The organism is Acidovorax sp. LjRoot194, assembly GCF_964253015.1.
Lineage (GTDB): Bacteria > Pseudomonadota > Gammaproteobacteria > Burkholderiales > Burkholderiaceae_C > Acidovorax.
This window is the reverse complement of the sequence record NZ_CAXUQB020000001.1, coordinates 1,276,971-1,303,109: the sequence shown is the minus strand read 5'-3', so window position 1 is coordinate 1,303,109 and position 26,139 is coordinate 1,276,971. Positions and strand designations below refer to the sequence as shown.

Here is a 26,139-nt window from a genome sequence, read left to right as displayed (position 1 = left end):
GTTGTTGGTACGCTCGGGGGGCACAGGCGCCGGCCGTCCGGCGTGTTCTTTTTCTGCGGCCAGCGCACACCGGGGCCCCAACGCACTACGTCACCACAGCATGGACATCCTCATCATGGCGATCCTCATCGCCACCGGCACCTTCATGCTCAACGCCAAAGAGCAGCGCAAGCGCATCGTGCTGCTGGGCAGCCACCTGGCCAACTACCAGATCGAAAAGCTCATGGAGGCGCTGACCGACGGCTACCTGCGCGCACTGGGCGAAGGCACCGACGAACGCCGCGGCCAGATCTGGAGCCTGCTGAGCACCACCGAGCTGCAGCTGAGCGAGCAGTTCAACCGCTTCGCCGCCGACTTCGCCAAGATGAGCGAAGAAAGCACGCGGGTCAGCCGCCTGTCCATGGCCTTTCCGTTCGTCGAAAAAGTGCTGCCCGCCCTGACTTTCGACATGCGCAAGGCCCTGGCCATCCACGCGCGCGGGATCGCCCACGTGGTGCAGAACACCGGCCACCTCTCGCCCAAGGACCGGGCCTACATGATGACGGCCGAGCTCTTCCTCATGCAGCACACCTGCCACTGGTTCTGCAAGTCCAAGACCATCGCCACCGCCCGCATGCTGGCCCGCCACCAGACCCCGCACGAACAACTCGTCGCCTCCGTGTCGGCCGAGACGCGCAACGCCTACCTGGCCCTGATCAAGGGCGGCTGACCGCGGCGGCCGCCACCATGCCCCCACCATGCAGCCACAGCCACACACGCCCCTGACCGACAGCCTGGGCAACCCCGCCACGCTGCACGATGCGGCCAGCCTGGCGGCGCTCAATGACTTCGTGGAAGGCTTCATCGCCTGCGAAGCACGCGCGGTGAACGTGCTCGGCGCGGCGCAAGACACCAGCGCCATCGTGCAGGCCTGCTGCGCGGCCCTGCACATGTTTGCCGAGTCGGCCGATGCCCCGCACAACGCACGCCCCTTCATCGACCAGGCGCTGGCCAGCGCGCCACAGGCCAGCGAGCGCGAACAGCGCTTCGTGGCCGCCGTGGCCGCATGGGTGGACGGCGACCTGCCCCGCGCCATCGCCCTGCACGAAGAACAGGCCCGCCTGAGCCCGCGCGACCTGGCTTCGCTCAAGCTCGGCCAGTACCACTTGTTCAACCGCGGCGACTCGCCCGGCATGCTGCGCATGGCCCTGCAGGCCGTGCCCGCTGCCGCCGACGTGCCGTACCTGCATGGCATGCTGGCCTTCGGCTGGGAGCAATGCCACCTGCTGACCGAGGCCGAGGCCGCCGCACGCCACGCCGTCACCCTGTGCCGCAAGGAGCCCTGGGCCCACCACGCGCTGGCCCACGTGATGCTGACTCAGGGGCGCATCGCCGAAGGCACGGACTTCCTGGCCGGCGTGAGCGACACCTGGACGGGCCTGAACTCCTTCATGGTCACCCACAACTGGTGGCACCAGGCCCTCTTCCTGCTGGAGCAAGACCGCCATGCCGACGTGCTGGCGCTGTACGACCAGCAGGTCTGGGGCGTGGTCAAGGAATACACGCAGGACCAGATCAACGCCGTCTCGCTGCTGGCGCGCCTGGAGCTGGCGGGCGTCGATGTCGGCCCCCGCTGGGCCGATGTGGCCGACCACCTGGCCCTGCGCCTGTCCGACCACGTGCTGCCGTTTCTCGACCTGCAGTACCTCTACGGCCTGGCCCGCGCAGGCCGCACCGCACCCGCGCTCACCCTGCTGCGCAACATCGAGGCCCACGCCGCCACCCGCACCGAGTCCCATGAACGCACGGTCTGGCAGCAGGTCTGCGTGCCCGCCGCGCAAGGCCTGCTCGCGCACGCCCAGGGCGACTGGGCCACCGCGGCCCGGCAACTGGGCCTGGCATTGCCCCGCCTGACCGAGATCGGCGGCAGCCACGCGCAGCGCGACCTGTTCCACCAGATCTGGCTGGATGCGCTGCAGTGCAACGGGCAGTGGGCGGCGGTGCAGAACCTGCTGCAGCCCTTGTCGAATGCGCAGCCGGAGTCGGCGAGGCTGGCGCGGCAGGTGGGGGTGGTGAATGGGGTGCTGGGGTTGCCGGTGCTCTCCGAAAAAAAGCCAGCACGGGCCAGGATCGCCACACGGGCCTGAAAATGCCCCCGTGCAGGGATACGCCGCTGCCACCCGGCGAGTCCCGCGGTGGATGGGAGCGCGGGCCACAGCGCGTTGCAACGCATCTGGGGTTTTTGTGACGGCTTCACATCAAGATACAACAAAGCCTGGCACGCTGACCAAGCTGGCACATGGGCGCGTGAGAATCGAAGCGAAAGACGCGAAATCGCCGTCTGCAGCAACGCATTCAACCGCCCTTTTCATATGCCTCTCGCCATCACCAGCCAACCCGCAGGACCTCGATTCTCGATCACAGACGATGCCACGATGCCCACGGTCACGGTCACCGCCGTGATGCAGGGCCAGCCCATGCCGAGCGGACCGGCACCGACGTACGAATGGTCGGCGACGCTCGCGTTCGATGGCAGTGCACCACCGACCAACGTCGCTTTTGGCGGAGGGCGCAGCTCTCAGCACAGCCGCATCGCACCGCTGACGGGTCTCAGCCCCACGTGGCGCATTCCCTTCACCGAAGTGCGCGGCGGCCTGCTGACCGTGCAGGTGATCATGCGCGTGGGGACCACCGAGCAGCGCGCTCGCGCCAGCTGGACCGTCGTGGGCACCAACCCCACGGGCACTGCCATACGTGCCTTTGCCAACAGCATCGGAGCCAACCGCCCTGTCTTTCGCAAGAAGATGCGGCAGGAGAGCTCGCTCCAGCAATTCCGCACTCCGAGCAACTGGCCCAAGTACAGCAGTGACGGCCTGGGCGGCGTAGGCCTGTGCCAGCTCACCCGGCCGGCGCCGACGGCTGACCAAACCTGGAACTGGAAGGACGACGTGCGTGGAGGCTGGGCGCTGTACCAGGAAAAGGAGCGCATTGCAAAAAGTTATCCTCGCAACGTACGCACCGGAGAGCGTTTTAAAAACTTGGTGACTGCATGGAATCGGGCTCGCACCGCGCAGGGACTTCCAGCGCTGCCCGTCGAATTGCCGGACTACACGCCCGAGCAGCTTGAACTCGACACGCTGCGCGGTTTCAACGGCTACGCCAACGGTTTGCATGAATACCGCGTGCGGCAGGACAACGGAGTGCTCTTCGTCACCGTCGACGGCAGCGGCACGCGCGGCTTCGCCGAGTGGGAACGTGTGCCGGTGGCCGACCGGGGCACGGTAGGAGACCCCAACTACGTCGAGAACGTGCTCGCCCAATCGGATTTCTGACCGTGGAGCTCCGAATGCCCACGTCCGCACCTCGCCACTGCGCGGTCCTGATGCAGACCGCTGCACTTGCGTTGATCGTCTTTCTCGGGGGCTGCTCACGCGAGGCAGAAACCCCGCGTGCAACGTCCGGGACGGCCAGCGCACCTGCGCAAGCTGCCGATCGTCCGCTCCTTTATGTCGTGTACTGCAACGGCACGGTGGACCAGCTGGATCTGTCGCAGCAAGCCAAGGTGGGAAGCTTTCAGCTCTCTGCGCGCAGCGGCACGCCCGCGGCCGTAGCCCCGCTGCCAAGGCCTGGGGTTCGCCCTGACAGCTGCCTGGCACGGCCTGCCGAATCCGAAGGTCAGGAGGTCGGCTCCGCAAGGGCCGTCCACATCGTTGCATCGGACCGCCTGTCGCGCCATGACGCCGATGGACGCAAGCCATACAGCCTGCTCACCTTTGATATGCCAGGCTGGACGCTCCGCGCACGGCAGGACTTGGGTTCGTTCGACGTGCTCAACGGAGCGCCACCGCGCGTCACCCTCAACGCCGACCAGCGGTGGGAAGCGATCCCTCCAGAAAAGGACGCCGCCGCGGACATGCTCGCCAAGGCCTCCCACTTCACACGTGGCGATACCCTGGGTCTCGCCAATCCGCTGGCATGGTCCGCCGATACCTTGCTCGTCGAATACACCGCCACCGACACGAACGATGCCGCCGTGGCGATGATCGACCGTACACGGCGCAGCGTTCAGCGCATCGACGGCGTTCCGGCCACTGATCCGCAGCCCACCCTCATCCTGGCGCCCGGGGGCAAATATCTGCTGCATGCAGTCAAAAGGATGACCCCGGTCGACGGCGGCCAGAAGCTGGCGGCCACTGGCGAAATCCGTATCTATGGAGAAGACGGAAAGCTGGTCAAGACCTTGACCGACGAGCGTGTGGCCGACGACTGGCACGCCATCTTTGTGTCGCCCGGGGGGCTCGCGGTGTTCACCAACCGGAAAGGCGACTACCGCTTTGTTCCACTGGGGCTGGCTTTCGAGCCGAAGCCTGTGCTGGACCGCCTCACGGATGACCTGGAAGGAACGCGCCCGGGGATCGTCTACGCGGCTCCGTGAGCGACCCTACCGCACCACCAGCTTCTTCTGGTCATACACCGGCTGCGCCGGCAAGTCCGCCAGGTGCCGCACGTCCGCCCAGTCCAGCACCTCCACCACGTCGCCGCTCACCCGCACGCGGTTGAGGCCCGCGTTGGGGATGTCGCTCTGGCGGGGGCCGTCGAGGCCCGTGCCGCGGGCGGTGCGCCAGATCATGTCGAGCACGCCGCCGTGGGTCACGACCATGACTTTGCGGCCCTGGTACTGCTGTGCGATGCGGCGCACGGCGTCCATCACGCGGGTGTGGAACTGGCGGGTGGTCTCGCCGCCGGGCATGCCGTAGTCGGCCTCGAAGCGCAGCCACTGGCTCCACGCATCGGCATGGTCGAGCTTGACGTCGTCCACCCGCTTGCCGTCCACGATGCCGAAGTTCTGCTCGCGCAGGCTGCTGTCGGTGAGGGTGTCGATGCGCAGTTGCGGGAACAGCACCTGCAGGGCGGGGGAGGCGGTCTCCTGCGTGCGGATGAGGTCGCTGCAGACCAGGTGGTCCACCGCCAGCTTCTCGGCGGCCAGGCGGTCGGCCAGGCGGCGGGCCTGTTCGTGGCCGGTGGCGTTCAGGGGGATGTCCACGTGGCCCTGAAAGCGCAGCTCGCGGTTCCAGTCGGTTTCGCCGTGGCGGATCAGGATCAGTTCGGTCATGGCTGCATTATCGAATGCATGCACAGCAATGCCAAGAAGTTGCAGCCTACCGCTTATGCGGCGTGCGTTGTTAGCTATGCTTTTTATAACAAAGCAAGGCGGGTGCGGCCACGCCCTCGGTCTCAGCGCATGGGAATGACCAGCACCTTGCGCCGGGGCTGGCAGCCGGGGCCTTCATGGGCGGCGCTGTCACGCTCCCAGCCCTGCCCGGGGGACGTCTGCGCGCACACCCGCGCGCCATCGACCAGGCTGCGCCAGTAGTACCAGGGCGCCGGCGCGGCATGCCCCGGCGCGGCGAGCAGGCTGCCAAGGGCGGTGGCGATGGCCAGTGCGGGCCAATGGCGGAGAGCGGGCATGGTGAAAGCGGGGTCCGGTGGTATGGCCAGCATGGTATGCCCCGCGGCGCGGCGCGATCGCCCGAAAAGCAGCGCGAATGCCGCATCGCCACGCGTGACCGGCACCTCACATCGCCACCCGGCCGCCCCTACAGCCACGCCGTGACTGCCCGGGCCGGCCTCCCAGGCAGAAGGCGCTGCGCCGCGGGTGCGCCGAATCAGCACCATGGTTGCGCCCGCGACACACCTACGGGCCAAAGTGCCAAGGGCCCGACCGGGCGAATCATTAGAATCACGGCCAGCGCAGTGCCCCGAGCTTATGCAATCCGCTTCCTAACTGGTCCCCCGTTCGTGCCCTCCAGCCACCCAGTCTCTGAACTGCCGCCCACTGCGTGCGCGGACCCCTTGCAGGCACTGCGCAGTGCCACTGCCGCACAGCACGCGCGGCTCGATGCCCACCTTGCCATTGGCCGACCCGATGCATCGCTGGAAGACTACAAGGCGCATGCCCGTGCACTGGCCGCGTGGCTACAGGCGCTGTGGCCTCATCTGCAGATGCTTCAAGCGACGATACCGGGCTTTGTTTTCATGCCAGCCCCCCGATTGGCTGCCCTGAAATCCGATCTGCAAGACATCCCGCCACTGACCACCACTGCCACCGGCACGCCCGGAAGCTGGCCGTTGCCCAGCGCTGCCGCTGGGCAGCTTGCGGCGCAGGCCCTGGCCCGCCACCCGGCACAGCCGCACGCGGTGCGGTGGGGGTTCGCCTATGTGGTGGAGGGCTCCCAGCTGGGTGGACAGGTGCTGTACCGGCAGCTGTCGCCACGGTTGGCGCCGCACCCCCTGCGTTATCTGCATGGCGACGGTGCAGCCACCGGGGCGCGCTGGAAGCTGTTCATCTCGCTGCTGCGCCAGCACGTGACACCATCACCCGCCGCCCTGGAGGCTGCGTGCCTTGGGGCCACCGCAGCCTTTGCCGGGCTGCAAAGCCATTTTCCGGCCCCTGAAGGACTGCCGCAATGAATCCAGAAGCATCCGCCGGCGGCGGCGCCGACGCGGCACGCCCGACGCTGGAAAACTGCGACCGCGAGCCCATCCACATCCCGGGCTCGATCCAGTCCCAAGGCGCCCTGATCGCCGTCGACAAGGCGGGCACGGTGCGCCATGCCAGCACCAACGTGGCAGCCATGCTGGGCTGCGCCGTAGCCCCGGGACAGGCACTGCGCGACACGCCGCTGATCGCCCGCCACGCGCTGTTGCGCGACCTGCTCGACGAGGGCCTGGCCACGCTGGCTGGCACGGGCGAGCTGCCGATGCCTTCCGAGCTGGAGGCCGAAGGCCGCAGCTTCGACGTGGTGCTGCACCAGTCGCAGGAGCTGCTGGTGCTGGAGTTCGAGGCACGCCAGGAGTCCGCCGATGCACTGGCTGGCTTTGCGATGCAGGCCCACCGCGCCATGGAGAAGCTGCGCCGCCCGCGCCCTGCCATCAACGACCTGCTGCAGCTGGCAACGCAGGAGATCAAGACCCTGACAGGGTTCGACCGCGTGATGGCCTACCGCTTTCGCCAGGACAGCAGCGGCGATGTGGTGGCCGAGTCGCGTGCGGATTTTCTGGATGCCTACCTGGGCCGGCGCTACCCGGCCAGCGACATCCCGGCGCAGGCCCGGGCGCTGTACGTGGCCAACACCTTGCGCCTCATTGCCGATGTGCGGGCCACGCCGGTGCCTCTGGTGCCGGTCGGCGGCGCGCCGCTGGACCTGAGCGCCAGCATCCTGCGCAGCGTGTCGCCCATCCACATCGAGTACCTGACCAACATGGGTGTGGGTGCGTCGATGAGCATCTCCATCGTCATCAACAACCGGCTGTGGGGGCTGCTGGCCTGCCACCACATGGGCCCGCGCCAGGTGCCCTACAGCGTGCGCATGGCCTGCGACGTGATGGCACAGGTGCTGGGCGCCAATATCCAGGCCGCCCTGGCGCGCAAGGAGGCCGCGCGCCAGCAGAAGGTGACCGAGCTGCGCATGCGGGTGATGGAGCAGGTGCTGCACTCCGATGACGAGTTCACAGCCCTGTGCTCGCACGCCGGCGCGCTGGCCTGCTCGATGAGCGCCGACGCCATCATCGTGTCGGAACACAGCAAGCTGTGCACCGAAGGCGGCGTGACCGACGCCGCTGCCAAGGTCCTTCTGCAGTGGCTCGATGCCACGCAAGGCGGCAGCGGCATCTACAACACGCATGCACTGCCCCTGGACGCACCCGAGATCGGGCTGCAGCTGGCCCCGTGGTGCGGCGCCCTGGCCCTGCCGCTGGACCGTACCCGGGGGAGCTGGCTGGTGTTTCTGCGCAAGGAGCAGATCGAGACCATCAACTGGGGCGGCAAGCCTGAAAAGGAAGTGCGTGCCGGCCCGCTGGGCCCGCGCCTCACGCCCCGCGGCTCGTTCGACCTGTGGAAGGAAATCGTGCGCTCCAAGTCCGAGCCCTGGACGGCGGACGAACTCGACACCGCCCGCCAGCTGCTGGCCGAGCTGGTGCGCGCCCAGACCACCCGCCATGCCGAGCTGAACGACGCGCGCGCGCACCTGATGGCGGTGCTGGGCCACGACCTGCGCGACCCGCTGCACTCCATCAGCATGGCCGCGCGGGTGCTGGAGAAGAACAACGCCGCGGACGGCAACACCGGCCGGATCGGCCAGCGCATCCAGTCGTCCAGCAACCGCATGCAGCGCCTGGTGAGCCAGGTGATGGACATGTCCCGCCTGCAAAGCCGGCTGGGCCTGAACCTGCAGCTCAAGACCGTCGACGTGGTGCAACTGCTCGCCGATCTGGTGGACGAGGCGCGCACCGCCCACCCCGGCACGCAGATCGAGATCCACCTGCCCGAGCGCCTGGACGCACAGGCCGACCCCGACCGCATTGCGCAGGTGGTCTCCAACCTCATCAGCAACGCCCGCCACCACGGGGATGCGGGCCAGCCCATCCACGTGCACGCACGGGGCGCGCAAAACGGCGTGGTCATCGAGGTGCGCAATGTGGCGCCGCCCATCGACCCGGCGGTGGCCGCCAACCTGTTCACTCCCTTCAAGTCCTCGTCCGTGGGCAACGAGCGCAACCGCTCCGGCCTGGGCCTGGGCCTGTACATCGCCCACCAGATCGCGCAAGGCCATGGGGGTACCATTGTGTATACGCACCAGCCGCCGCACGTGGTGTTCACGGTGCACCTGCCGCAGACGGACGCTGGCGGCGCAGCCCCGGTCAGCGCCACCTCCTGATATTCCACCCGCTCCAGACAGCCATGCCGCTCGATATCCTCCTCATTGACGACAACCTCGATGCCACGGAGCTGCTGCAAGAGCTGCTCACGATGGAAGGCCATGCGATCCGCACTGCAGCCACGGCCGCACAGGCACTGGCCCTGGCGCGCGAGAAGCCGGCGCAGATTTTCCTGGTGGACCAGAACCTCCCGGACATGCAGGGCTCCGAACTGCTCCCGTTGCTACGGGCCACGGTGGCTGACCACGGTGCAGGCCGGTGTTTTGCGATCGCCATCACCGGCATGGCATCGGGCGTCAGCGTGGGTACGGAGACAGGGCAGTTCGACTTCATCCTGGGCAAGCCGCTCGATTTCGACGCCTTCGACAACGTGCTCGCCCAGTGCGCCGCAGCGCTGCAGCCGCCCGCCGCCTGATCCTCACTGACAGTTCCGACACACCCCACACCCCCACCCGCTTTGGCCACCAAAAAACGCCCCCCTTCCGCACCGGGCCCGTCTTCCGACGCGCTGACCGATGCCGGCCTGCAGCACGCCATCCTGATGCGCGCCATCCCGGTGCTGCGCCACGACGTGGCCGGCCCGCTGTCGGTGATGCGCATGGGCACCATGCTGCTCAAGCGCCGCCTGGCCAAGGGCGACATGACGCCCGAGCAGGCGGTGGAGCGCGTGGAGCAGATCGAGGAACAACTGGGCGAGATCGCCCACCACATCCGCCGCCTGCGGCTGTGGGACCTGCAGATCAACGACCGCCACAAGGTGCGCGCCCTGGTGGACGAAGCCATCGAGCTGGCCCGCCCCGCGCTGATGGTCAGCGGTACCGAGATGGAGCCGCTGCCTGCGGACCTGCCGGGCTGGGACGACGACACCCAGGTGCCCCACACCCTGCTGTACGTGGTGCTGGGCGCCATCTACCACCTGGCGGAACAATCGAGCCCGGTGCCTGCCCAGATCACCGTGGCGCCAGCCGGCCCCTTCAGCGTGCGCGTGCAGGCCCGGGGCGCATCCACCGCCACGCGGCTGATGGACGCGGATACCGCGGCGCGTTCGGCCGGCCTGGCACAGCCCCCGGCCCTGGACCTGGCCGCGCTGCTGCAACTGGCGCAACCCCTGGGCGTGCGGGTGCAGGCCAGCGGGTCTGAAGTGACCGTCACGCTGCCGGGCGGCTGAGGCGTACGGCCTCGCCCCTCGGCCCTGCCGATGTGGCTCCGCGACTCAGCCTGCCGCGGGCACGGCAGGCGCCGTCACGATCCAACCCTCCAGCGCATCCAGCCCCGCAGGCAGGCCGTAGAGCGCATCGCCCTCGGTATGGCGCTGCTGGGCCCACGCGGCCTGCACCAGGCACAGCACGGCGTCCAGGCTGTCGCCGCTGGCGTCATCCACCAAGGCATCGCGCTGCGCGTGGCTGAGCTTCAGGCGCAGGCCCAGCCGGGTCTGGCCGATCTCCAGCGCGTTCACGAGGTCCTTGCGGGCGATGAGCCGGTCGGGCGTTTGCTTGGCGCGGTCGTCGCTCTTGTAGCTGCGCCGCTGCAGCACCTCACGCGCGAGCAGGCCGGGGTAGGCCTCCAGCGCCACGCGCGACGGGTCGCCCGCGTGCAGGCCCGGCAGGTGCACACCGGCATCGATCAGGAGCGGCACCCCTGCGTGCAGCATGTAGGCCACAGGCGGGTTCACCCATTTCATCGACGGGCTGGAGCCTGCGGGCCCATCGGTGGCGCGGTGTGCAAACTTGCCGCCCACGGGGCGCGCGTCGCAGAACGCCGCGAACTGCGTGCGGATCTGCTCGCGGCCCAGGCTGCGGTAGTGCTGCATGCAGGCGAGCCAGTCGGTGGGCCAGCCCAAGGTTTCCACCAGCTCGCGCGGCAGGCCGAAAGGCAGGTCGAACCCGCCGACCCAGCCGCCATGCGATCCGTCCTGACTTCCGTGATGGGATGTGCCGGGCTCCGCAAGCCATTGACCAAAGGCCGTGAGCGTGTCGAAGCGCTGCAGCGCCTGCAGCTGCACCCGCGCTCCCTGGCGCTGCCCGAGGGCCAGCACGATGGGCTTGCGGCGGCTGGGGCTGCTGGAAAAATCGCAGCCCAGCAGCATCGGAGCGGTGACGTCTGGCGCCATGGGCCTACCCCAGCGCCAGGGCCGTCACCCCGGCTGCAATGCACAGCGCGCCGCAAATGCGCGCCGCCCGGTCGCCCTCACCCAGCAGATGCCCGCCGATGAGGGCGGCGAACAGCATGGACACCTCGCGCGCCGGCGCCACGTGGGACATGGGCGCCTCGCGCATGGCGTACAGCACCAGCACATAGGCCACGGGGCTCACCACCGCCACCAGCAGCGCAAAGCGCCACTGCGCAAGCCACAGCGTGCGGGCGGTGCGCACATCGCGCAGCACCACCGGCGCGAGCAAGCCCACGCGCACGAAGTTGCCCATGTAGTCGACGAGGATGGGGGACATCAGCAGTATCTTGACCGCATAGCCGTCCACCACCGTATAGCTGGCGATGAAGGCCCCGGTGAGCAGCCCGTAGGCAATGCCCTTGTGCACGCGTTCGCGCGCCGCGGGGTCGTGCGCCGCGCGCAGCAGGCCCGGGCCGCCCGCGATGAGGAACACGCCCCCCACCACGCCCAGGATGCCCACGGCACCCAGCGCGGAGATGCGCTCGCCCAGCACCGTGATGGCCACCAGCGAGGACAGCAGCGGCCCCGAGCCCCGCGCGAGCGGGTAGACCACCGTGAGGTCGGCCACGCGGTAGCCCCGCAGCAGGATCACGTAGTACGCCACGTGCAGCAGCCCGCTGGCCACCACGAAGCCCCACTCCACCACGCCCCACAGCGGCACCACATCGCGCCCCAGCCACCAGCCCAGCGGCGCCCAGAAGACCATCATGATCGCCGAGGTGAAGAACGCAAACCGCGCATCGCCCCCCGCCTTCTTGGCGGCGATGTTCCAGCACGCATGGATGAGGCCGGCGAGGATGATGAGGGCGAAGGCGGTGAGGGTCACGGGTCAGAGGGAGCGAGGGACATGAATGCAAAAAGCCGCAGCACCGTCTGGAACTGCGGCCGTGTGGCGCGCGAACAATCAGTGAGGAGAAGTGCCATGCCACCCGCACGGCGCATGCAACTGGCACGATCCCAGCCAGCAGCCACCGTGCAAGGGCCGCCCCGCCGCACTGGTGGCGTCCCCCTGCCCGCATTGCGCAGCAATGCGAGAGCGGGGGGAAGGCGCGCAGCGACTCAGTGGGGTGTTCCTAAGCTCTGCCGATGATCGAAGCGGTCGCCATCAGCTCTTCGAGCAGCGCGAACGACACCTTGCCCGACACCGCATACGGGTCGAGTTCGGGCTTTTCGGAGTACTTGAGCAGGATCGAATGGTTGATCTTGGACAGGTTCACCTGCCCCATGGTCCAGCCGCCGAAGCGGCGCTCGGCGATCTCTTCGTAGTGCAGCAGCTCCACGTTCTTGTGGCGCGCATCCTTCTGGATGTGGCCGTACAGGTCGCTCACCGCGGAGCGCCCACCTTCGATGGCCTGCAGGAACACACCGCCGCCGTAGCACAGCACGCCGGTGATGCCGCAGCCCGGGTTGTGCTGGCGCGATTGCGTGAGGATGGCTTCAATGGCTGCGGGAGAGGTGTCCACAGCGCGGCTGGCGTAGAGCAGGCGTACGAGCATGGGTCAGTTCTTTCCGGGGATGAGGGAGAGGAATTCGCGGCGCAGCGCCGGGTCCTTGAGGAACACGCCACGCATCACCGAGTTGATCATCTTGCTGTCCATCTCGCGCACACCGCGCCAGGACATGCAGAAGTGGCTGGCCTCCATCACGATGGCCAGGCCGTCGGGCTGGGTCTTTTCCATGATCAGGTCGGCCAGCTGCACCACGGCTTCTTCCTGGATCTGGGGGCGGCCCATGACCCAGTCGACCAGGCGCGCGTATTTGGACAGGCCGATCACGTTGGTGTGCTCGTTGGGCATCACGCCGATCCAGATCTTGCCGATGACCGGGCAGAAGTGGTGGCTGCACGCGCTGCGCACGGTGATGGGCCCGACGATCATCAGCTCGTTCAGGTGCTCGGCGTTGGGAAACTCGGTGATGGGCGGCTGCGCCACGTAGCGGCCCTTGAACACCTCGTTCAGGTACATCTTGGCCACGCGCCGCGCGGTGTTGTTGGTGTTGTGGTCGCCGTCGGTGTTGATCACCAGGCTGTCGAGCACGCCCTGCATCTTGGTCTCGACCTCGTCGAGCAGCTTCTCCAGCTCGCCGGGCTCGATGAACTCGGAGATGTTGTCGTTGGCATGAAAGCGCTTGCGGGCCGCCGCGAGGCGCTCCCGGATCTTGACGGAAACAGGCGTGCCTTCATCCGGCGGGGTGGGCGTCATATCGGCGGCAGTGGGGCTGGACATGGCCAGAATCGTAACAGCGAATGACACACCTCAGATTTCAAGGGGTTTTGGCCTCTACCGCTTGATAGGCAAGCGCTAGAAGCTATTAAATTCATAGCATTCCATACAGACAGGTACCGAACCCCTTCCTGGACATTGCCTTCCCCGCGAACTCTGCAACCGGCGCGCCCCCACACCAGTGCCACCGTGGAACCGGCTTCGCCGGGCCACCGGTGGCGTCCCCCTGAGGGGGAAGCGGCGCAGCCGCTCAGGGGGCTCAACAGGCTTCAATAACTTTTTCCGGTGATCCACAGCGCCAGGCGCATCAGGCCGAACGCGATGCGGTCCAGCACCCGCTGGCGCAGCGGGCGGCCCGCGTAGCGCGCCGGGTCCATGCGGCGGCCGGCGTGCTGCATGGCGTCCACCAGGCGCTGGCGCAGGTCGGCGGCAAAGGCGGCGTCTTCCACCACCACGTTGGCCTCGCGCGCCAGCAGCAGGCTCAGGGGGTCGAGGTTGGACGAGCCCACCGTGGCCCAGGGCCGCTCGCCCATGGCATCGACCACCGCCACCTTGGCGTGCAGAAAGCTCGGCGCGTATTCGTGGATTTCCACGCCCGCATCCAGCAGCGCACCGTACACCGGCCGCGCCGCGTGGTACTGCATGAAGTATTCATACCGCCCCTGCAGCAGCAGCCGCACGCGCACGCCGCGGCGCGCAGCCATCACCAGCGCGCGGCGCAGCTTGCCGCCGGGCATGAAGTAGGCGTTGGCGATGATGACCTCGTGCCGCGCAGAGCCGATGGCGCGGCGGTAGGCTTTTTCGATGCGGCTGCGGTTGCGCACGTTGTCGCGCAGCACCAGCGCGGCGCGCATGGGCGGCGTGGCGTCGTCCGCCGCCTCGGCCGCGTGCCGGGCGGCACTGGCGGCGCGCAGGGCCTGCAGCGCCTCGGGCAGGCGGCGCTCGCGCGCGTCGCGCACAGCCTGCATGCGCCACCACAGCTGGTCCATGGTCTCGCTGGCGCTGGTCACCAGGCTGCCGGTGGCCTGCACCGCAAAGTCGAAGCGCGGGGCGTCCAGACGGCCGTAGTTGGGGTCGTGAAAATCATCCAGCACGTTGATGCCGCCGCAAAACACAGTACAGCCGTCCACCACACACAGCTTGCGGTGCAGCCGGCGCCAGCGGTGCGGCAGCAGCAAGCCCAAGGGCCCCAGCGGCGAGTACACGCGGTACTGCACGCCAGCGTTCGCCAGGCGCTCGGCCCACTCGGGCGGCAGGGCGCCGGTGCCTACGCCGTCCACCACCAGTTGGGTGCGCACACCGCGCGCTGCGGCCCGCATCAACGCCTGGGCCACATCGGCGCCCGCACCGGTGAAATCGAAGATGTAGGTCTCGAACTGGATGTCCGACAGCGCAGCATCCATGGCTTGGACCAGCGCGGGGAAAAGCTCCTCGGCCCCCTGCAGCAGGCGCACCCGGTGGTCGTCAGAAAACTCAGTTCTTTTGGCCCGAAACATCAGCTTCTTGCTCATCGCACCCCTCTACCGTGCAACGGATCGCCAGCAATCATGGAACGTGGCGCGACCCACGCCAGTGCCACCGTAGAGCTGGCTTCGCCAGGCCACGGGTGGCGTCCCCCTGCGGGGGAAGGCGCGAAGTGACTCAGGGGGGCGGCTTTCACAGCCTGAATTCAGCGATGAGCGGAAGGTGGTCGGACATGCGCCACCAGATGCGGCCCCGCGGCACGTGCAGCGACAGCGGGGTGAGCCCGCGCACGTAGACGTGGTCCAGCTGGGCCAGCGGCAGCCGCGCAGGGTAGGTGAAGGCGCGCGGCGCATCGAACTCGTACAGCGCAAACCCCGCCAGCATGCGCTTGATCTGCAGTCCCCAGTCATTGAAGTCGCCGGCCACGACCACCGGCGCGCCGGGCGGCACCTCGCGCTCGATGAAGCGCTGCAGCCGCTCGATCTGGCGGATGCGGCTGCCCGGAATGAGCCCCAGGTGCACCACGATCACATGCAGGCGGCGGCCGTGCGCGTCCACCTCCACGTGCAGCAGACCCCGCTGCTCGAAGCGGTGGTCGGAAATGTCCTCGTGCTGGTGCCCGATCACCGGCCAGCGGGACAGCAGCGCGTTGCCGTGTTCGCCGTGCTTGGTGATGGCATTGGTGCGGTACACCGCCTCGTAGCCTTCGGGCGCCAGATACTCGGCCTGGGGCAGGTCGGGCCAGCGCTGGAAGTACGTCGCCTCGCGGCGGTGCAGCTTGCGCACCTCCTGCAGGCACACGATGTCGGCATCGAGCTGTTCCACCGCCAGGCCCAGGTTATGGATCTCCAGCCGGCGCGCCGGGCCCATGCCCTGAACGCCTTTGTGAATGTTGTAGGTGGCCACCCGCAGAATGTCGTCGTGTTCCATGGCCCGATTGTGTCGCATGCCGCATACGCTGCGGGTTTGTCCGACACCGTGGCCACCGGACGCGCCTTACACTTGGTTGCATACAACTTCCCGCCACGGCGGTTCGGTACACACCTTGGCTACCGAAAACGATTCCTCCGCCGCTGCCCCGGTTCTGGCGCTGATTGTCGACAGCAATGCCACATCGCGCAGCATCCTGGTGGGCCAGCTGCGCGAGTACGGAGTCAACCGCATCGTGCAATGCAGCCGCGTGCAGGACGCGCGCAGTCGGCTGGAGCACACCGTGTTCGACTACGTGCTGTGCGACCAGTACTTCGGCGAGGCCGGGTATTCGGGCCAGACCCTGCTGGACGACCTGCGGCGCGCCCAGCTGCTGCCCTTTTCCACGGTGTTCTTCATGGTCACGGCCGAGGCATCCTACGCCGCCGTGGCAGAGGCTGCGGAGTCGGCGCTCGACGGCTATTTGCTCAAGCCCTTCACCCCGAGCGCCCTCTTCGAGCGCCTGAGTCTGGCGCGCCTGCGCAAAGTGCACCTCAAACCCATCTTCGACGCCATCGAGGCGGAGGATTTCGAAAGCGCCGCGCGCCTGTGCGTGGAGCGCTTCGAGGCACGCAAGCCCTACTGGCTGTACGCGGCGCGCATCGGCTCAGAGCTGCTGCTGCGGCTGTCGCGCCACGACGAGGCGCGCACGCTGTTCGAGGCCGTGATCGCCGCCCGCGCCCTGCCCTGGGCCAAGCTTGGCGTGGCGCGGGCGCAGATCGAGTCCGGCCAGGCGGCGCGAGCCGTCACCACGCTGCAGGAGCTGATCGGCGACGATGCCTCCTTTGCCGACGCCTACGACGTACTGGGCCGCGCGCAGGTGGAGCTGGGCAACTTCTCGCAGGCCATCGAGACCTACCGCACGGCCAGCGGCCTCACGCCCGACTCGGTGGTGCGGCTGCAGAAGCTGGGGATGATGTCGTACTACATGGGCGACCGCGAGACTGCGACCAAGGTGCTGGCGCGGGCGGCCATCCTGGGCATCGACTCCAAGCTGTTCGACTTCCAGTCGCTGGTGCTGCTCACGTTCGCGTACTTTGCGGAGAACGACCGCAAGGGCATCGAGCGCTGCATGGCCGACTTCGGCCGCATCCTGGAGCGCCACCCGTCGAGCGTGCGCATCCAGCGCTTTGCCAGCGTGGCGCGCACACTGCAGCTCATCCAGCAGCGGCAGTTCTCGCAGGCGGTGGAGTCCGTGCGCAGCATGGCAACCGAGATCACCTCCAGCACGTTCGACTTTGAGGCCGCCTGCAACCTGGGCAGCCTGCTGGCCGTGCTGGCGGTCACGTCCATCGACCTGGCCGACAGCGAGCGCTGGGTGCGCGCGCTGGGCATGCGCTACGCCAACACGCGCGGCCTGACGGAGCTGCTGGCCAACGCCTGCAACGTGCACGCCCCCTACAGCGAGATCGTGCGCGATTGCCTGCAGCAAGTGAACAAGACTGCCGAAACCGCCATGGCCCAGAGCCTGGCCGGCGACCCGGCCGGGGCTGTGGCGCAGCTGATGCAGCATGCCGAGCAGACGCTCAACTCCAAGCTGCTGGACATGTCCCAACAGGTGCTGCTGCGCCACCGCGCCCGCATGGCCGAGCCCGACCCGCTGCAGGACGCCATCGACGCGCTGCGCGTGCGCGTGGGCACAGCCCCGTCACGCGCCACCTTGGGGCAGGACAACGACCGCCGCCCCGGCGGCGTGGTGCTGCGCACCCGCGGCAACGCGGACGAGCCCTCGCGCATCGCGGCGGCACCGCGGGACAGCCTGACCTTTGCCGCCGCGCCGGAAGACCTGGTGGACCCGTCGGACCCCCTGCGCCTGCGGCCACCATGACGCACCCCGTGCAGGCATGCACGCCCTGCCCAGCGGCCACACTACACAAAGCGCGGCAGCAGCAGGCAGGCTTCGGCGTTGGAGGCTGAAAAGCAGCGGTCTGCCGCATCGCGCCACGGCAGCCATGCAGAGGCCACATGCTCGCGCGGGCTCAGCACCACCGGCGTGTGCTCGGGCACGCACAGCCCGAAGACGCGCTCGCGGTTGAACACCACACCAGGCGCGTAGCGGTGGCGCCACTGCGGCCAGATCTCATACACGTTCTCCAGGCACCAGTCGGTGAGCACGCTGCCCGGGGCGCTCACGTCGATGCCGGTTTCCTCGCCCACCTCGCGCGCTGCCGTCTCTGCCCAGGGTTCGTCCAGGCGGTCCTTGCTGCCTGTGACGGACTGCCAGTGCTCCATGCCGTCCGCACGCTCGATGAGCAGCACGTCGAGTGCTGCCGTATGGATCACCACCAGCACCGATTCCGGGATCTTGAACGGCCGCTGCGCCGCCGCCCCCTCAGATGCCACCGCCATCACGCCGCGGCCAGCAGGGCGTCCACATCCTGCGCGGGCTCGTCGCCCAGGGCGCCCAGCGCGCACTGCTCCAGCCACTGCGCGGAGATGCGGCACAGCATGCCGCGCCCCGCGCTGTCGCCGGCAGTGGGCACAGGCACCACGGCATCGATGAGGGACACGCCCGAGCCCGCCCCACCCGCCATGGCTACAGGCCGGACGTCGCGCCGGTCCAGGTCCAGCATGGCGCCCAGGGCATCGACCCGCAGGATGAATTCGCGCGCTCTGCCGCCCTCGGGTGCCGGCACCCGCACCAGCACCATCTGCCGGTGGGGGTCCGTCGTGCGCGAGGCCGCCACGCCCTCTGGCCCCGCCACCACCACGCTGCGCAGGTCCACCACCGAATAGACCCGCTCGCCGATCTGCGCCAGCCCCAGGAACGGCGCACGCGCCCCGCCCGCATTGAGCACCGTCGCATCGGGCGCCGCCGTCACCACGTGCGCAGCATCCACGCCCAGCCAGTGCGATCCCACCAGGAAGGTCGCCATCTGCACGCGGTGCTCCACCGCAATGCGCGCCGCAGCGGCCGGCGTGGCCAGCAGCAGCGCTGCAGGTGACGCCGGGCGGCGTTCGCACAGGTGGCGCAGCACCAGGCAGCTGAGCCCATGGTCGTAGCCATCGCTCACGCGAAAATCCCGGTAGCCCTGCCCGCGCGCCAGGCCCACACCGTACAGGTGGCCCGCCAGCGCCGCGGTGCGCCCGCCCTGGCGGCTGGCGGCCACGGCATCGGGTGCCATGACAGCCTGCACATCGCCGCCGGCGCGCAGCACACGGCCTGCCGCATCGACAAAAGCCAGCGCGTCGCGCTGGGTCGCGCCCACGCCGCAGTCGTCCAGAATGGACTGCAGCTGGTTGGCAGCGTCCCACACCACGGCAATGCCACCCAGCACGGGCGCGCTGCCGGTGGGCCCCGTCGCACCAGGCCGCTGTTCACCGCGCACCGCAGCGGCGTAGACGAAGGTCGGGCCCTGGTCATAGAAGCGGCTGTCTTCGTAGCGGCTGACGGTGTAGCCCTGGCTGCCGCGCAGCCGCAGGCTCTGGCGCACCCAGTCTTCGTCCAGCACCGTACCCACCCAATGCGCCTGGCTGGGCTGCGACACGGCCATCACGCGCCCATCGGCCGCGAACAGCACCAGGCAGGCATACACGGTGTACAGGCCGTTGATCTCCGCCAGCACTGCCGCGGCCTTGTCGCAGCCCACGGCGCCGGCCTCGAGCGTGCGCGCGAACTGCGGGGTCAGCGCCCACCAGCGGCAGTCGTTGGCGCGCTCGTACAGATTGCGGTCCAGGATCTGCATGGCCAGGGACGCACGGCTTTGCGCGTCGCGCAGCAGCGACTGCATGACCACGCCGTACAGATCCTGCAACGCGCCAGAAAAGGCCTGGGCCGTCTTGCGGGCCGTGGCGCCGATCTCGGACAGCAGGGTCTTGGCGAACAGCAGCTCGCGCGGCGCGGCGTCTGCCGCGTCACTGCCATTGCCCAGCTGGTTGAGCTCCAGCAGGCCGTTCCATACCGAGCGCTCCAGCGCCGACTGGATGGCGGCCGAGCGCCGCGGAATCTCGCGCAGCTCGTGCGACAGCAGCTCGGCCTGGCCTGCCAGTTCGCCGGGCAAGGGGCCTGCCAGCGCACTGCGGTCGTCCTGCGTTGGTTCGTCAAACGCCAGGTCCAGCGGCAGCAGCGCCACCCCGCGCCAGCCGGGGCCGCGGTAGCCCTGAAAGCCCTGCGTGTCGCACACGGCCATCAGGTAGCGCCGGCTGGCGTGGCGCACCAGCTGCACACCTGCACCAGAGGCCTGAGGGAGCAGCCAGCCCACGGGCAGCTGCAGCGTATCGCCCGATACCAGCACCCTGCCCTGCGCATCCAGCAGCGCCAGCACCACATCGCCGCCCTGCGCACCGTCGGGCTGCACCGAGCCGAAAATGGCGGGCATTTCGTCGGCCAGCTTGAACGCCAGGCACATCACGCCCACCGGCCTGCCGCCAGACAGCACGCGCTGGGCGTACACCAGGGTGGGCTCGGCGCTGCCGCAAAACCCGTGCACCGCGTGGTGCTCCACGTACGGCACATCGCCGCGCAACACGGACTGCAGGAAAGCGTGGTCGGCATCCTTCTGCAAACCGCCGCCCGCGTGCGGCACGGCATGCAGGCTGGCGCACTGCTGCACAGCGGTGTCGAAGAGAAAGATGTTGTCGTACACCGTGTACTTGCTGGCGTATTCGTGCAGCCGCGATTCGATGGCCGGGCGCAGCTCGGGCGCCGGGTCGCAGAGGTACTCGGCCACGCCGCCATCAGTGGCGAAAAAACCGATGTCCGCCGTGCGCTCGAACAGGTTGCGCACCAGCACGTCGATGCAGACCTGGGCCCGGGCCACAAGGTCATCGGTGCGGTTCTTGAGGGCCTCGCTGGCCAGGCTGCGCATCAGGTCGGTGGACAGCGCGGCAAAGTCGCGCCGCGCCTGGGCCAGGTCGCCCCCGGACGATGCCTTGGTCGACAGCAGCGATAACGACGACAGCAAGGACAACTGGTCCCAGGCGTTTTCGACCAGCCGCAGCTCCTGGCGCTGGTGCTGCGCCGCGGGCATGTACCGCAACCATTGTTCGGGGGAGTTCAGCGATTGGGACACGAGAAAGTCCTTTGTGCGAAGGGTGCGACAGCGCCTGGCCAAACATTGTGCGGCCTGCCCGGCAAAGCACAAACAGACATGTTGCACGGCCGCAGATCGTGCGGTCTCTGCGCTGCGCAGGCGCCGGCGAAGGGCCCGACACCCGCGCTACCCCAACACCCCCACCCGCTACGGCTTGCGCGTCGCCACCGGCGGCGGCAGCTCCTTGGCCTGCAGCAGTTGCACCTGGGTCACCAGCTTGTTGTGCGAGTCGAAGAAGGCGGCAGCGATGACCTTGCCTTCGTTCGTGTTGCTCCAGCCCGCGCCACCCGCGCCCCCCATGCGGCCCCACAGCAGGCCGGCCGCGCCCAGGTCGGTGGTGCGTGCCGCACCGGTGGCGGCGGCCACCTGCTCGGTGGTTTCGTTGTCGGTGAGCAGCAAGGCTGTCTGCGCTTCCTTGAATTTGACCTGCTCGGCCAGACCCGCCAGGCCCGCGATGTCGCGCAGCACGGGGATCATCGCGATCACACCGGCAATGCTGCGGCCCGCGTCCTGCTCGCTGAAGGTGAGGCTGGGGGTCAGCGTGTATTGCGCCTCGTAGCCCTTGCCCTTGGCCACCGTGGAGTTCTGACGCAGCACGCCGGCGTCCTTGAGCTCTTGCTCCTTGATGGTGCCGCGCAGGCCGGCCGCGCGGTCCACCACCCGAAAGCAGCCGCTTTGCTGGGCGATGAGCCGGATCAGCGGCACGGGTGACGCCGGCAGGTTGTAGCTGCTGGACACGGTGTAGCCGTTCGGGTTCTCGGCCAGGGCCAGCGTGGCCACAGGCTGCGGGCAGGTGGTGAGCGCCTTGTCGGCACCCTGCGCACCGGCAGGCCCCGCCGAGCCGGACACGACCGAGCCGCCCTCGCCCAGCTCGGTCTTCTTTTCGCCGCAGCCTGCCAGCAGCAGTGCCACGAGCACCATGCCCAGGGCCAGGGGGGTTTTCAGGGAAGCACGCATGAACAAGCCTCGGTTCGGTTCAAAAGAAAAGCAGATGCGACAAGGGCAGCACCATGAAAAAAGCGGTACCAGCCCTGGGGCCGCTACCGCTTTTGTCTCAGGCATGCCCGGTCATGTCAATGACAGGGGTGAAGCCGTTCTACCGGGCTCAGGCCGCCTTGACGGCGTCCACGTTGCGCAGGCGGATGTGCAGCTCGCGCAGCTGCTTTTCATCCACGGGCGAAGGTGCCTGCGTGAGCAGGTCCTGTGCGCGCTGGGTCTTGGGGAAGGCGATCACGTCGCGGATCGACTCGGCGCCGGTCATCAGCGTGATCAGGCGGTCCAGGCCGAAGGCCAGGCCACCGTGCGGGGGCGCGCCGTATTGCAGCGCGTCCAGCAGGTAACCGAACTTGGCCTGTGCGTCTTCGGGCGTGATCTTCAGGGCGTCGAACACCTTCTTTTGCACATCGGCACGGTGGATACGCACCGAACCGCCACCCAGCTCCCAACCGTTGAGCACCATGTCGTAGGCCTTGGCGATGCACTTGCCGGGGTCCGTGTCCATCAGGTCCTCGTGGCCATCCTTGGGCGACGTGAAGGGGTGGTGCACGGCAGCCCAGCGGTCGTTCTCTTCGTCATGCTCGAACATCGGGAAGTCCACCACCCACAGCGGCGCCCAGCGGCTTTCGAACAGGCCGTTCTTCTTGCCGAAGTCGCTGTGGCCGACCTTCAGGCGCAGCGCGCCGATGGAGTCGTTGACGATCTTTTCCTTGTCGGCACCGAAGAAGAGCAGGTCGCCGTCCTGCGCGCCGGTGCGCTTCAGGATCTCGGCAATGGCCGCATCGTGCAGGTTCTTCACGATGGGCGACTGCAGGCCTTCGCGGCCGTTGGCCACTTCGTTGACCTTGATCCAGGCCAGGCCCTTGGCGCCGTAGATCTTGACGAACTCGGTGTAGGCATCGATCTCGCCGCGCGAGATTTGTGAGCCGCCGGGCACGCGCAGGGCCACCACACGGCCGCCCTTGGTGGTGGCGGGGGCCGAGAACACCTTGAAGTCCACGTCCTTCATCACTTCGGTCAGCTCAGTGAACTCGAGCTTCACGCGCAGGTCGGGCTTGTCGGAGCCGAAGCGGAAGGCCGCGTCCTGGTACGTCATGATGGGGAATTCGCCCAGGTCCACGCCCAGTTGCTGTTGGAACACCTCGGTGATCATGCGCTGGAACAGCGCGCGGATTTCTTCCTCGCCCAGGAACGAGGTTTCGCAGTCGATCTGCGTGAACTCGGGCTGGCGGTCAGCGCGCAGGTCTTCGTCGCGGAAGCACTTGGTGATCTGGTAGTAGCGGTCGTAGCCGGCCACCATCAGCATCTGCTTGTACAGCTGGGGCGACTGGGGCAGCGCGAAGAACTGGCCGTCGTGCACGCGGCTCGGCACCAGGTAGTCGCGCGCGCCTTCGGGCGTGCTCTTGCCCAGCATGGGCGTCTCGATGTCGATGAAGCCTTCCTTGTCCAGGAAGTTGCGCACCTGGATGGAGGTCTTGTAGCGCAGCATCATGTTGCGCTGCATGTGCGGGCGGCGCAGGTCCATCACGCGGTGCGTGAGGCGCGTGGTCTCCGACAGGTTCTCGTCGTCCATCTGGAACGGAGGCGTGACTGAGGGGTTCAGCACCTTCAGTTCGTGGCACAGCACTTCGATCTGGCCGCTCTTGAGCTTGTCGTTGGTGGTGCCGTCGGGACGGGGGCGCACCAGGCCCACCACCTGCACGCAGAACTCGTTGCGCACGTCTTCGGCGGTCTTGAACATGTCGGCACGGTCCGGGTCGCACACCACCTGCACGTAGCCTTCGCGGTCGCGCAGGTCGATGAAGATCACGCCGCCATGGTCGCGGCGACGGTTCACCCAGCCCGACAGGGTGACGGTTTGGCCCATCAGGGCTTCGGTCACAAGACCGCAATAGTGGGAACGCATGGCCATGGCAGAAACTTCCGGCGCCCGAGGGGCGCATTAAAAGGGATTCACTTACCCGGAGAAACGAGCGTGGGGTCCGCCGGAGCGACCACGCCCATGGAAACGATGTATTTGAGGGCTGAGTCCACGCTCATGTCGAGCTCGACGCAGTCGCTCTTGCGCAGCATCACGAAATAGCCGCCCGTGGGGTTGGGCGTGGTGGGCACGTACACGCTCACGAATTCGTCACGCAGGTAGGCGGCGATTTCGCCGTTGGGCGCACCGGTGACGAAGGCCACGGTCCACACGCCCTCGCGCGGCCACTGCACCAGTACCGCGGTGCGAAAGGCGTTGCCGCTTTCGGAGAACAGCGTGTCCGACACCTGCTTGACGCTGGAATAGATGGAGCGCACTACCGGTATGCGGTGCACCAGCGCATCGCCCCACTGCACCAGCTTGCGGCCCGCAAAATTGCTGGCCACCGCGCCCACCACCAGCAGGATCAGCAGCGTGAGCACCACCCCGAAGCCGGGTATGTGAAAGCCCAGCACCTTGTCCGGATGCCACGCGACGGGCAGGATCTGCAGGGTCTGGTCGAGCGTGCTCACGATCCAGTGGAGCACCCACGCCGTGATGACCCCGGGCACGATCACCAGGAGGCCGGTCAGCAGCCATTTGCGCATAGCAGACATGTGGGCGCTCGATCAGCTCGTGGAAGAGGTGGAGGAGCCGCCGGTGCTGGCAGGCGTGGTGCTGGCAGCCGTCGATTCTTTCTTGGGGGCGTCGCCAGAGCTGGCGGGTGCTGCCGAATCGGACTTGGAATCGGACTTGGACTCCGTCTTGCCGTCGGCGCCTGGCGCAGCACTGGCACCGCCGCCACTGTTGCCACCCCGGAAATCCGTCACATACCAGCCCGAGCCCTTGAGCTGAAAGCCCGCAGCCGTCACCTGCTTGGAGAATGCCTCGGCACCGCAGGCAGGGCACACGGTGAGGGGGGTGTCGGCGATTTTTTGCAGCACATCCTTGGCATGGCCGCAGGAGCCGCATTTGTAGGCGTAAATAGGCATGTCAGAGTGTGGAGGGAAAGTGCAAAACCCTCAATTATAGGCGGCGCCATACCCCTACCCTCCAGAGGCGTCGTGCAGGGCGCCTGCGGCAATGCACGCGCCCCGACGCACAGGGTCCGGCGCGCTTTAGTCTGCGCCGACCAGCGGGTGGTGCGGCGAGTGGCTGTTGCGGATGCCCTGCGGGGCGAGCGAGCCCACCAGCATGCCCGCCAGCGCCGCCAGCAGCCCGGCCAGTTGTGCCGGGAAAACGGCACCCACAGGCGTGGCCAGGAACAGCAGCCAGGTGCCCAGGCCCAGCACGATGGCCGCGATGGCGCCCTGCGTGGTGGCGCGCTTCCAGTACAGGCCGAACACCAGGGGCACGAAGGCACCGACCAGCGGCACCTGATAGGCGCCCGACACCAGTTCATAGATGGAAGTGCCCTGCATGTAGATGGCATAGGCCAGCACGCAGGCGCTGAAGACCAGCGTGGTGATGCGCATGGTGCGCAGGCGCTCCGCATCGGTGCTGTGGGGCTTGAACTGGCGCCAGATGTTTTCGGTGAAAGTCACGCTGGGTGCCAGCAAGGTGGCCGACGCGGTGGACTTGAGCGCCGACAGCAGCGCGCCGAAGAACAGCACCTGCATGATGAACGGCATCTTGGCCATCACCAGCGTGGGCAGTACCTTCTGGGGGTCTTCCTTGAGCAGCGCCGCAGTCTCGCCGGGCATGATGATCAGCGCGCTGGCCACGAGGAACATGGGCACGAAGGCGAACAGGATGTAGCAGATGCCGCCGATCACCGGGCCGCGCGTGGCGGCCTTGATATTGTTGGCCGACATCACGCGCTGGAACACGTCCTGCTGCGGGATGGAGCCGAACATCATGGTGATGCCCGCCGCGATGAAGAACACCACGTCGTGGAACTTGGGCTCGGGCAGGAAGCGGAACAGCTCGCGGCTGGATGCGAACTCGATCACCTTGTCGGCCCCGCCGGCCATGTTGCCAGCGAACACCGCGATCACGGCCAGGCCCACCACCAGGATGATCATCTGGATGAAGTCGGTGACCGCCACCGACCACATGCCGCCGAACAGCGTGTACGCCAGGATGGACACCACGCCGATCGCCATGCCCACCGGAATGCTGATCGCGTCGCCCGACAGCAGGTTGAACACCAGCCCCAACGCCGTGACCTGCGCCGACACCCATCCCAGGTAGCTCAGCATGATGATGAGCGAGCAGACGACTTCGACCGTGCGGCCGTAGCGCTCGCGGTAGTAGTCGCTGATGGTCAAGAGCGTCATGCGGTAGAGCTTGCCCGCAAAGAACAGCCCCACCAGGATCAGGCAGAAGCCCGCGCCGAACGGGTCTTCCACCACGTTGCCGAGGCCCCCTTCGATGAACTTGGCCGGAATGCCCAGCACCGTCTCCGAACCGAACCACGTCGCGAACGTCGTGGTGATGATCATGTACAGCGGCAAATGCCGCCCTGCAATGGCAAAGTCTGCGGCGTTGTTCACGCGCCGGGCTGCGAGCAGGCCGATGCCGATGGTGATCAGCAGGTAAACGATAACCAGGGTCAGCAGCACGGCATGCTCCTCAATGTCGCGAAGTGGAAGGTCATAAAACCGGAAAAAGGGGGAAACCGGGAAA

General features: G+C 67.8%; 24 protein-coding genes. 9 read left to right on the top strand and 15 right to left on the bottom strand.

Annotation, left to right across the window (positions count from 1 at the left end):
• The first annotated feature begins 100 nt into the window (after window positions 1-100).
• From ACSQ3N_RS06000 to ACSQ3N_RS05985, 4 genes are all read left to right on the top strand, one after another.
• Window positions 101-709, top strand: coding sequence for a hypothetical protein (locus ACSQ3N_RS06000; protein WP_056161365.1), 609 nt, complete (start codon window positions 101-103; stop codon window positions 707-709).
• 28 nt (window positions 710-737) lie between these two features.
• Window positions 738-2,126, top strand: coding sequence for a tetratricopeptide repeat protein (locus ACSQ3N_RS05995; protein ID WP_436145825.1), 1,389 nt, complete (start codon window positions 738-740; stop codon window positions 2,124-2,126).
• Window positions 2,127-2,351: 225 nt separating this feature from the next.
• Window positions 2,352-3,311 carry a hypothetical protein gene (locus ACSQ3N_RS05990; RefSeq protein ID WP_436145824.1) on the top strand — a complete coding sequence of 320 codons (960 nt, stop codon included), beginning with the start codon at window positions 2,352-2,354 and terminating at the stop codon, window positions 3,309-3,311.
• 14 nt (window positions 3,312-3,325) lie between these two features.
• Window positions 3,326-4,414 carry a hypothetical protein gene (locus ACSQ3N_RS05985; protein WP_436145823.1) on the top strand — a complete coding sequence of 363 codons (1,089 nt, stop codon included), beginning with the start codon at window positions 3,326-3,328 and terminating at the stop codon, window positions 4,412-4,414.
• Window positions 4,415-4,420: 6 nt separating this feature from the next.
• Here the strand turns inward: ACSQ3N_RS05985 and ACSQ3N_RS05980 are convergent, their stop codons facing one another.
• Window positions 4,421-5,092 carry a histidine phosphatase family protein gene (locus ACSQ3N_RS05980; protein WP_436145822.1) on the bottom strand — a complete coding sequence of 224 codons (672 nt, stop codon included), beginning with the start codon at window positions 5,090-5,092 and terminating at the stop codon, window positions 4,421-4,423.
• A 122-nt stretch (window positions 5,093-5,214) separates the two neighbouring features.
• Entirely contained in the window at window positions 5,215-5,448 is a 234-nt protein-coding gene (locus tag ACSQ3N_RS05975; protein WP_436125863.1) for a hypothetical protein, read from the bottom strand.
• Window positions 5,449-5,778: 330 nt separating this feature from the next.
• Here ACSQ3N_RS05975 and ACSQ3N_RS05970 point away from each other — a divergent pair, with 330 nt between their 5' ends.
• Genes ACSQ3N_RS05970 through ACSQ3N_RS05955 form a run of 4 tightly spaced genes read left to right on the top strand, consistent with a single transcriptional unit; the run spans window position 5,779 to window position 9,865 of the window.
• The gene (locus ACSQ3N_RS05970; RefSeq protein ID WP_436145821.1) at window positions 5,779-6,450 is read left to right on the top strand and encodes a biliverdin-producing heme oxygenase; all 672 of its coding nucleotides are present in this window, start codon (window positions 5,779-5,781) and stop codon (window positions 6,448-6,450) included.
• The gene (locus tag ACSQ3N_RS05965; protein WP_436145820.1) at window positions 6,447-8,696 is read left to right on the top strand and encodes an ATP-binding protein; all 2,250 of its coding nucleotides are present in this window, start codon (window positions 6,447-6,449) and stop codon (window positions 8,694-8,696) included. Before ACSQ3N_RS05970 ends, ACSQ3N_RS05965 begins: the two co-directional genes overlap by 4 nt.
• A 23-nt stretch (window positions 8,697-8,719) precedes the next feature.
• The gene (locus ACSQ3N_RS05960; RefSeq protein WP_436145819.1) at window positions 8,720-9,112 is read left to right on the top strand and encodes a response regulator; all 393 of its coding nucleotides are present in this window, start codon (window positions 8,720-8,722) and stop codon (window positions 9,110-9,112) included.
• 42 nt (window positions 9,113-9,154) lie between these two features.
• Window positions 9,155-9,865 (top strand): hypothetical protein, encoded by a 711-nt coding sequence (locus ACSQ3N_RS05955; protein WP_436145818.1) that lies wholly within the window; start codon window positions 9,155-9,157, stop codon window positions 9,863-9,865.
• Window positions 9,866-9,910: 45 nt separating this feature from the next.
• On the opposite strand, the gene ACSQ3N_RS05950 is transcribed toward ACSQ3N_RS05955, so the two are convergent.
• From ACSQ3N_RS05950 to ACSQ3N_RS05925, 6 genes are all read right to left on the bottom strand, one after another.
• Window positions 9,911-10,807, bottom strand: a complete 897-nt coding sequence (locus ACSQ3N_RS05950; protein ID WP_436145817.1) for a DUF429 domain-containing protein — start codon at window positions 10,805-10,807, stop codon at window positions 9,911-9,913.
• 4 nt (window positions 10,808-10,811) lie between these two features.
• Entirely contained in the window at window positions 10,812-11,693 is an 882-nt protein-coding gene (locus tag ACSQ3N_RS05945; RefSeq protein WP_056415583.1) for a DMT family transporter, read from the bottom strand.
• Between the two features lie 247 nt (window positions 11,694-11,940).
• Complete coding sequence (locus ACSQ3N_RS05940) at window positions 11,941-12,363, bottom strand: BLUF domain-containing protein (RefSeq protein ID WP_056161345.1); 423 nt, start codon at window positions 12,361-12,363, stop codon at window positions 11,941-11,943.
• 3 nt (window positions 12,364-12,366) lie between these two features.
• Window positions 12,367-13,092 (bottom strand): GTP cyclohydrolase I, encoded by a 726-nt coding sequence (gene folE / locus ACSQ3N_RS05935; protein ID WP_056415581.1) that lies wholly within the window; start codon window positions 13,090-13,092, stop codon window positions 12,367-12,369.
• A gap of 266 nt (window positions 13,093-13,358) precedes the next feature.
• Window positions 13,359-14,600: a cardiolipin synthase ClsB gene (gene clsB / locus ACSQ3N_RS05930; RefSeq protein ID WP_436145816.1), complete on the bottom strand. Its 1,242-nt coding sequence runs from the start codon at window positions 14,598-14,600 to the stop codon at window positions 13,359-13,361.
• 145 nt (window positions 14,601-14,745) lie between these two features.
• Window positions 14,746-15,483, bottom strand: coding sequence for an endonuclease/exonuclease/phosphatase family protein (locus tag ACSQ3N_RS05925; protein WP_436145815.1), 738 nt, complete (start codon window positions 15,481-15,483; stop codon window positions 14,746-14,748).
• A gap of 115 nt (window positions 15,484-15,598) precedes the next feature.
• Between ACSQ3N_RS05925 and ACSQ3N_RS05920 the strand changes: the two genes are divergently transcribed.
• On the top strand, window positions 15,599-17,350 hold the full coding sequence (locus tag ACSQ3N_RS05920; RefSeq protein WP_436145814.1) for a response regulator: 1,752 nt from the start codon (window positions 15,599-15,601) through the stop codon (window positions 17,348-17,350).
• A gap of 41 nt (window positions 17,351-17,391) precedes the next feature.
• Here the strand turns inward: ACSQ3N_RS05920 and nudB are convergent, their stop codons facing one another.
• From nudB to ACSQ3N_RS05885, 7 genes are all read right to left on the bottom strand, one after another.
• On the bottom strand, window positions 17,392-17,871 hold the full coding sequence (gene nudB, locus ACSQ3N_RS05915) for a dihydroneopterin triphosphate diphosphatase (protein WP_436145813.1): 480 nt from the start codon (window positions 17,869-17,871) through the stop codon (window positions 17,392-17,394).
• Window positions 17,871-20,534, bottom strand: coding sequence for a chemotaxis protein CheW (locus tag ACSQ3N_RS05910; RefSeq protein ID WP_436145812.1), 2,664 nt, complete (start codon window positions 20,532-20,534; stop codon window positions 17,871-17,873). The genes nudB and ACSQ3N_RS05910 overlap by 1 nt, the downstream gene beginning before the upstream one ends.
• Before the next feature lie 168 nt (window positions 20,535-20,702).
• Window positions 20,703-21,512: a curli production assembly/transport component CsgG gene (locus tag ACSQ3N_RS05905; RefSeq protein WP_436145811.1), complete on the bottom strand. Its 810-nt coding sequence runs from the start codon at window positions 21,510-21,512 to the stop codon at window positions 20,703-20,705.
• Between the two features lie 148 nt (window positions 21,513-21,660).
• Complete coding sequence (gene aspS / locus ACSQ3N_RS05900) at window positions 21,661-23,463, bottom strand: aspartate--tRNA ligase (protein ID WP_436145810.1); 1,803 nt, start codon at window positions 23,461-23,463, stop codon at window positions 21,661-21,663.
• A 41-nt stretch (window positions 23,464-23,504) separates the two neighbouring features.
• Window positions 23,505-24,128 (bottom strand): DUF502 domain-containing protein, encoded by a 624-nt coding sequence (locus ACSQ3N_RS05895; protein WP_436145809.1) that lies wholly within the window; start codon window positions 24,126-24,128, stop codon window positions 23,505-23,507.
• A 12-nt stretch (window positions 24,129-24,140) separates the two neighbouring features.
• Complete coding sequence (locus tag ACSQ3N_RS05890; RefSeq protein WP_436145808.1) at window positions 24,141-24,503, bottom strand: FmdB family zinc ribbon protein; 363 nt, start codon at window positions 24,501-24,503, stop codon at window positions 24,141-24,143.
• Window positions 24,504-24,629: 126 nt separating this feature from the next.
• A complete protein-coding gene (locus ACSQ3N_RS05885; protein ID WP_436145807.1) occupies window positions 24,630-26,075 on the bottom strand; it encodes a sodium:solute symporter family protein in 1,446 nt (481 codons plus the stop codon).
• Between the last annotated feature and the right edge of the window lie 64 nt (window positions 26,076-26,139).

Coding starts and splice junctions, on each gene's coding strand:
- ACSQ3N_RS05950 (WP_436145817.1), bottom strand. CDS start 10,807: ATGGCGCCAGACGTCACCGCTCCGATGCTGCTGGGCTGCGATTTTTCC.
- ACSQ3N_RS05940 (WP_056161345.1), bottom strand. CDS start 12,363: ATGCTCGTACGCCTGCTCTACGCCAGCCGCGCTGTGGACACCTCTCCC.
- ACSQ3N_RS06000 (WP_056161365.1), top strand. CDS start 101: ATGGACATCCTCATCATGGCGATCCTCATCGCCACCGGCACCTTCATG.
- ACSQ3N_RS05895 (WP_436145809.1), bottom strand. CDS start 24,128: ATGTCTGCTATGCGCAAATGGCTGCTGACCGGCCTCCTGGTGATCGTG.
- ACSQ3N_RS05980 (WP_436145822.1), bottom strand. CDS start 5,092: ATGACCGAACTGATCCTGATCCGCCACGGCGAAACCGACTGGAACCGC.
- ACSQ3N_RS05965 (WP_436145820.1), top strand. CDS start 6,447: ATGAATCCAGAAGCATCCGCCGGCGGCGGCGCCGACGCGGCACGCCCG.
- ACSQ3N_RS05975 (WP_436125863.1), bottom strand. CDS start 5,448: ATGCCCGCTCTCCGCCATTGGCCCGCACTGGCCATCGCCACCGCCCTT.
- aspS (WP_436145810.1), bottom strand. CDS start 23,463: ATGGCCATGCGTTCCCACTATTGCGGTCTTGTGACCGAAGCCCTGATG.
- ACSQ3N_RS05995 (WP_436145825.1), top strand. CDS start 738: ATGCAGCCACAGCCACACACGCCCCTGACCGACAGCCTGGGCAACCCC.
- folE (WP_056415581.1), bottom strand. CDS start 13,092: ATGTCCAGCCCCACTGCCGCCGATATGACGCCCACCCCGCCGGATGAA.
- ACSQ3N_RS05905 (WP_436145811.1), bottom strand. CDS start 21,512: ATGCGTGCTTCCCTGAAAACCCCCCTGGCCCTGGGCATGGTGCTCGTG.
- ACSQ3N_RS05925 (WP_436145815.1), bottom strand. CDS start 15,483: ATGGAACACGACGACATTCTGCGGGTGGCCACCTACAACATTCACAAA.
- clsB (WP_436145816.1), bottom strand. CDS start 14,600: ATGAGCAAGAAGCTGATGTTTCGGGCCAAAAGAACTGAGTTTTCTGAC.
- ACSQ3N_RS05985 (WP_436145823.1), top strand. CDS start 3,326: ATGCCCACGTCCGCACCTCGCCACTGCGCGGTCCTGATGCAGACCGCT.
- nudB (WP_436145813.1), bottom strand. CDS start 17,871: ATGGCGGTGGCATCTGAGGGGGCGGCGGCGCAGCGGCCGTTCAAGATC.
- ACSQ3N_RS05990 (WP_436145824.1), top strand. CDS start 2,352: ATGCCTCTCGCCATCACCAGCCAACCCGCAGGACCTCGATTCTCGATC.
- ACSQ3N_RS05890 (WP_436145808.1), bottom strand. CDS start 24,503: ATGCCTATTTACGCCTACAAATGCGGCTCCTGCGGCCATGCCAAGGAT.
- ACSQ3N_RS05960 (WP_436145819.1), top strand. CDS start 8,720: ATGCCGCTCGATATCCTCCTCATTGACGACAACCTCGATGCCACGGAG.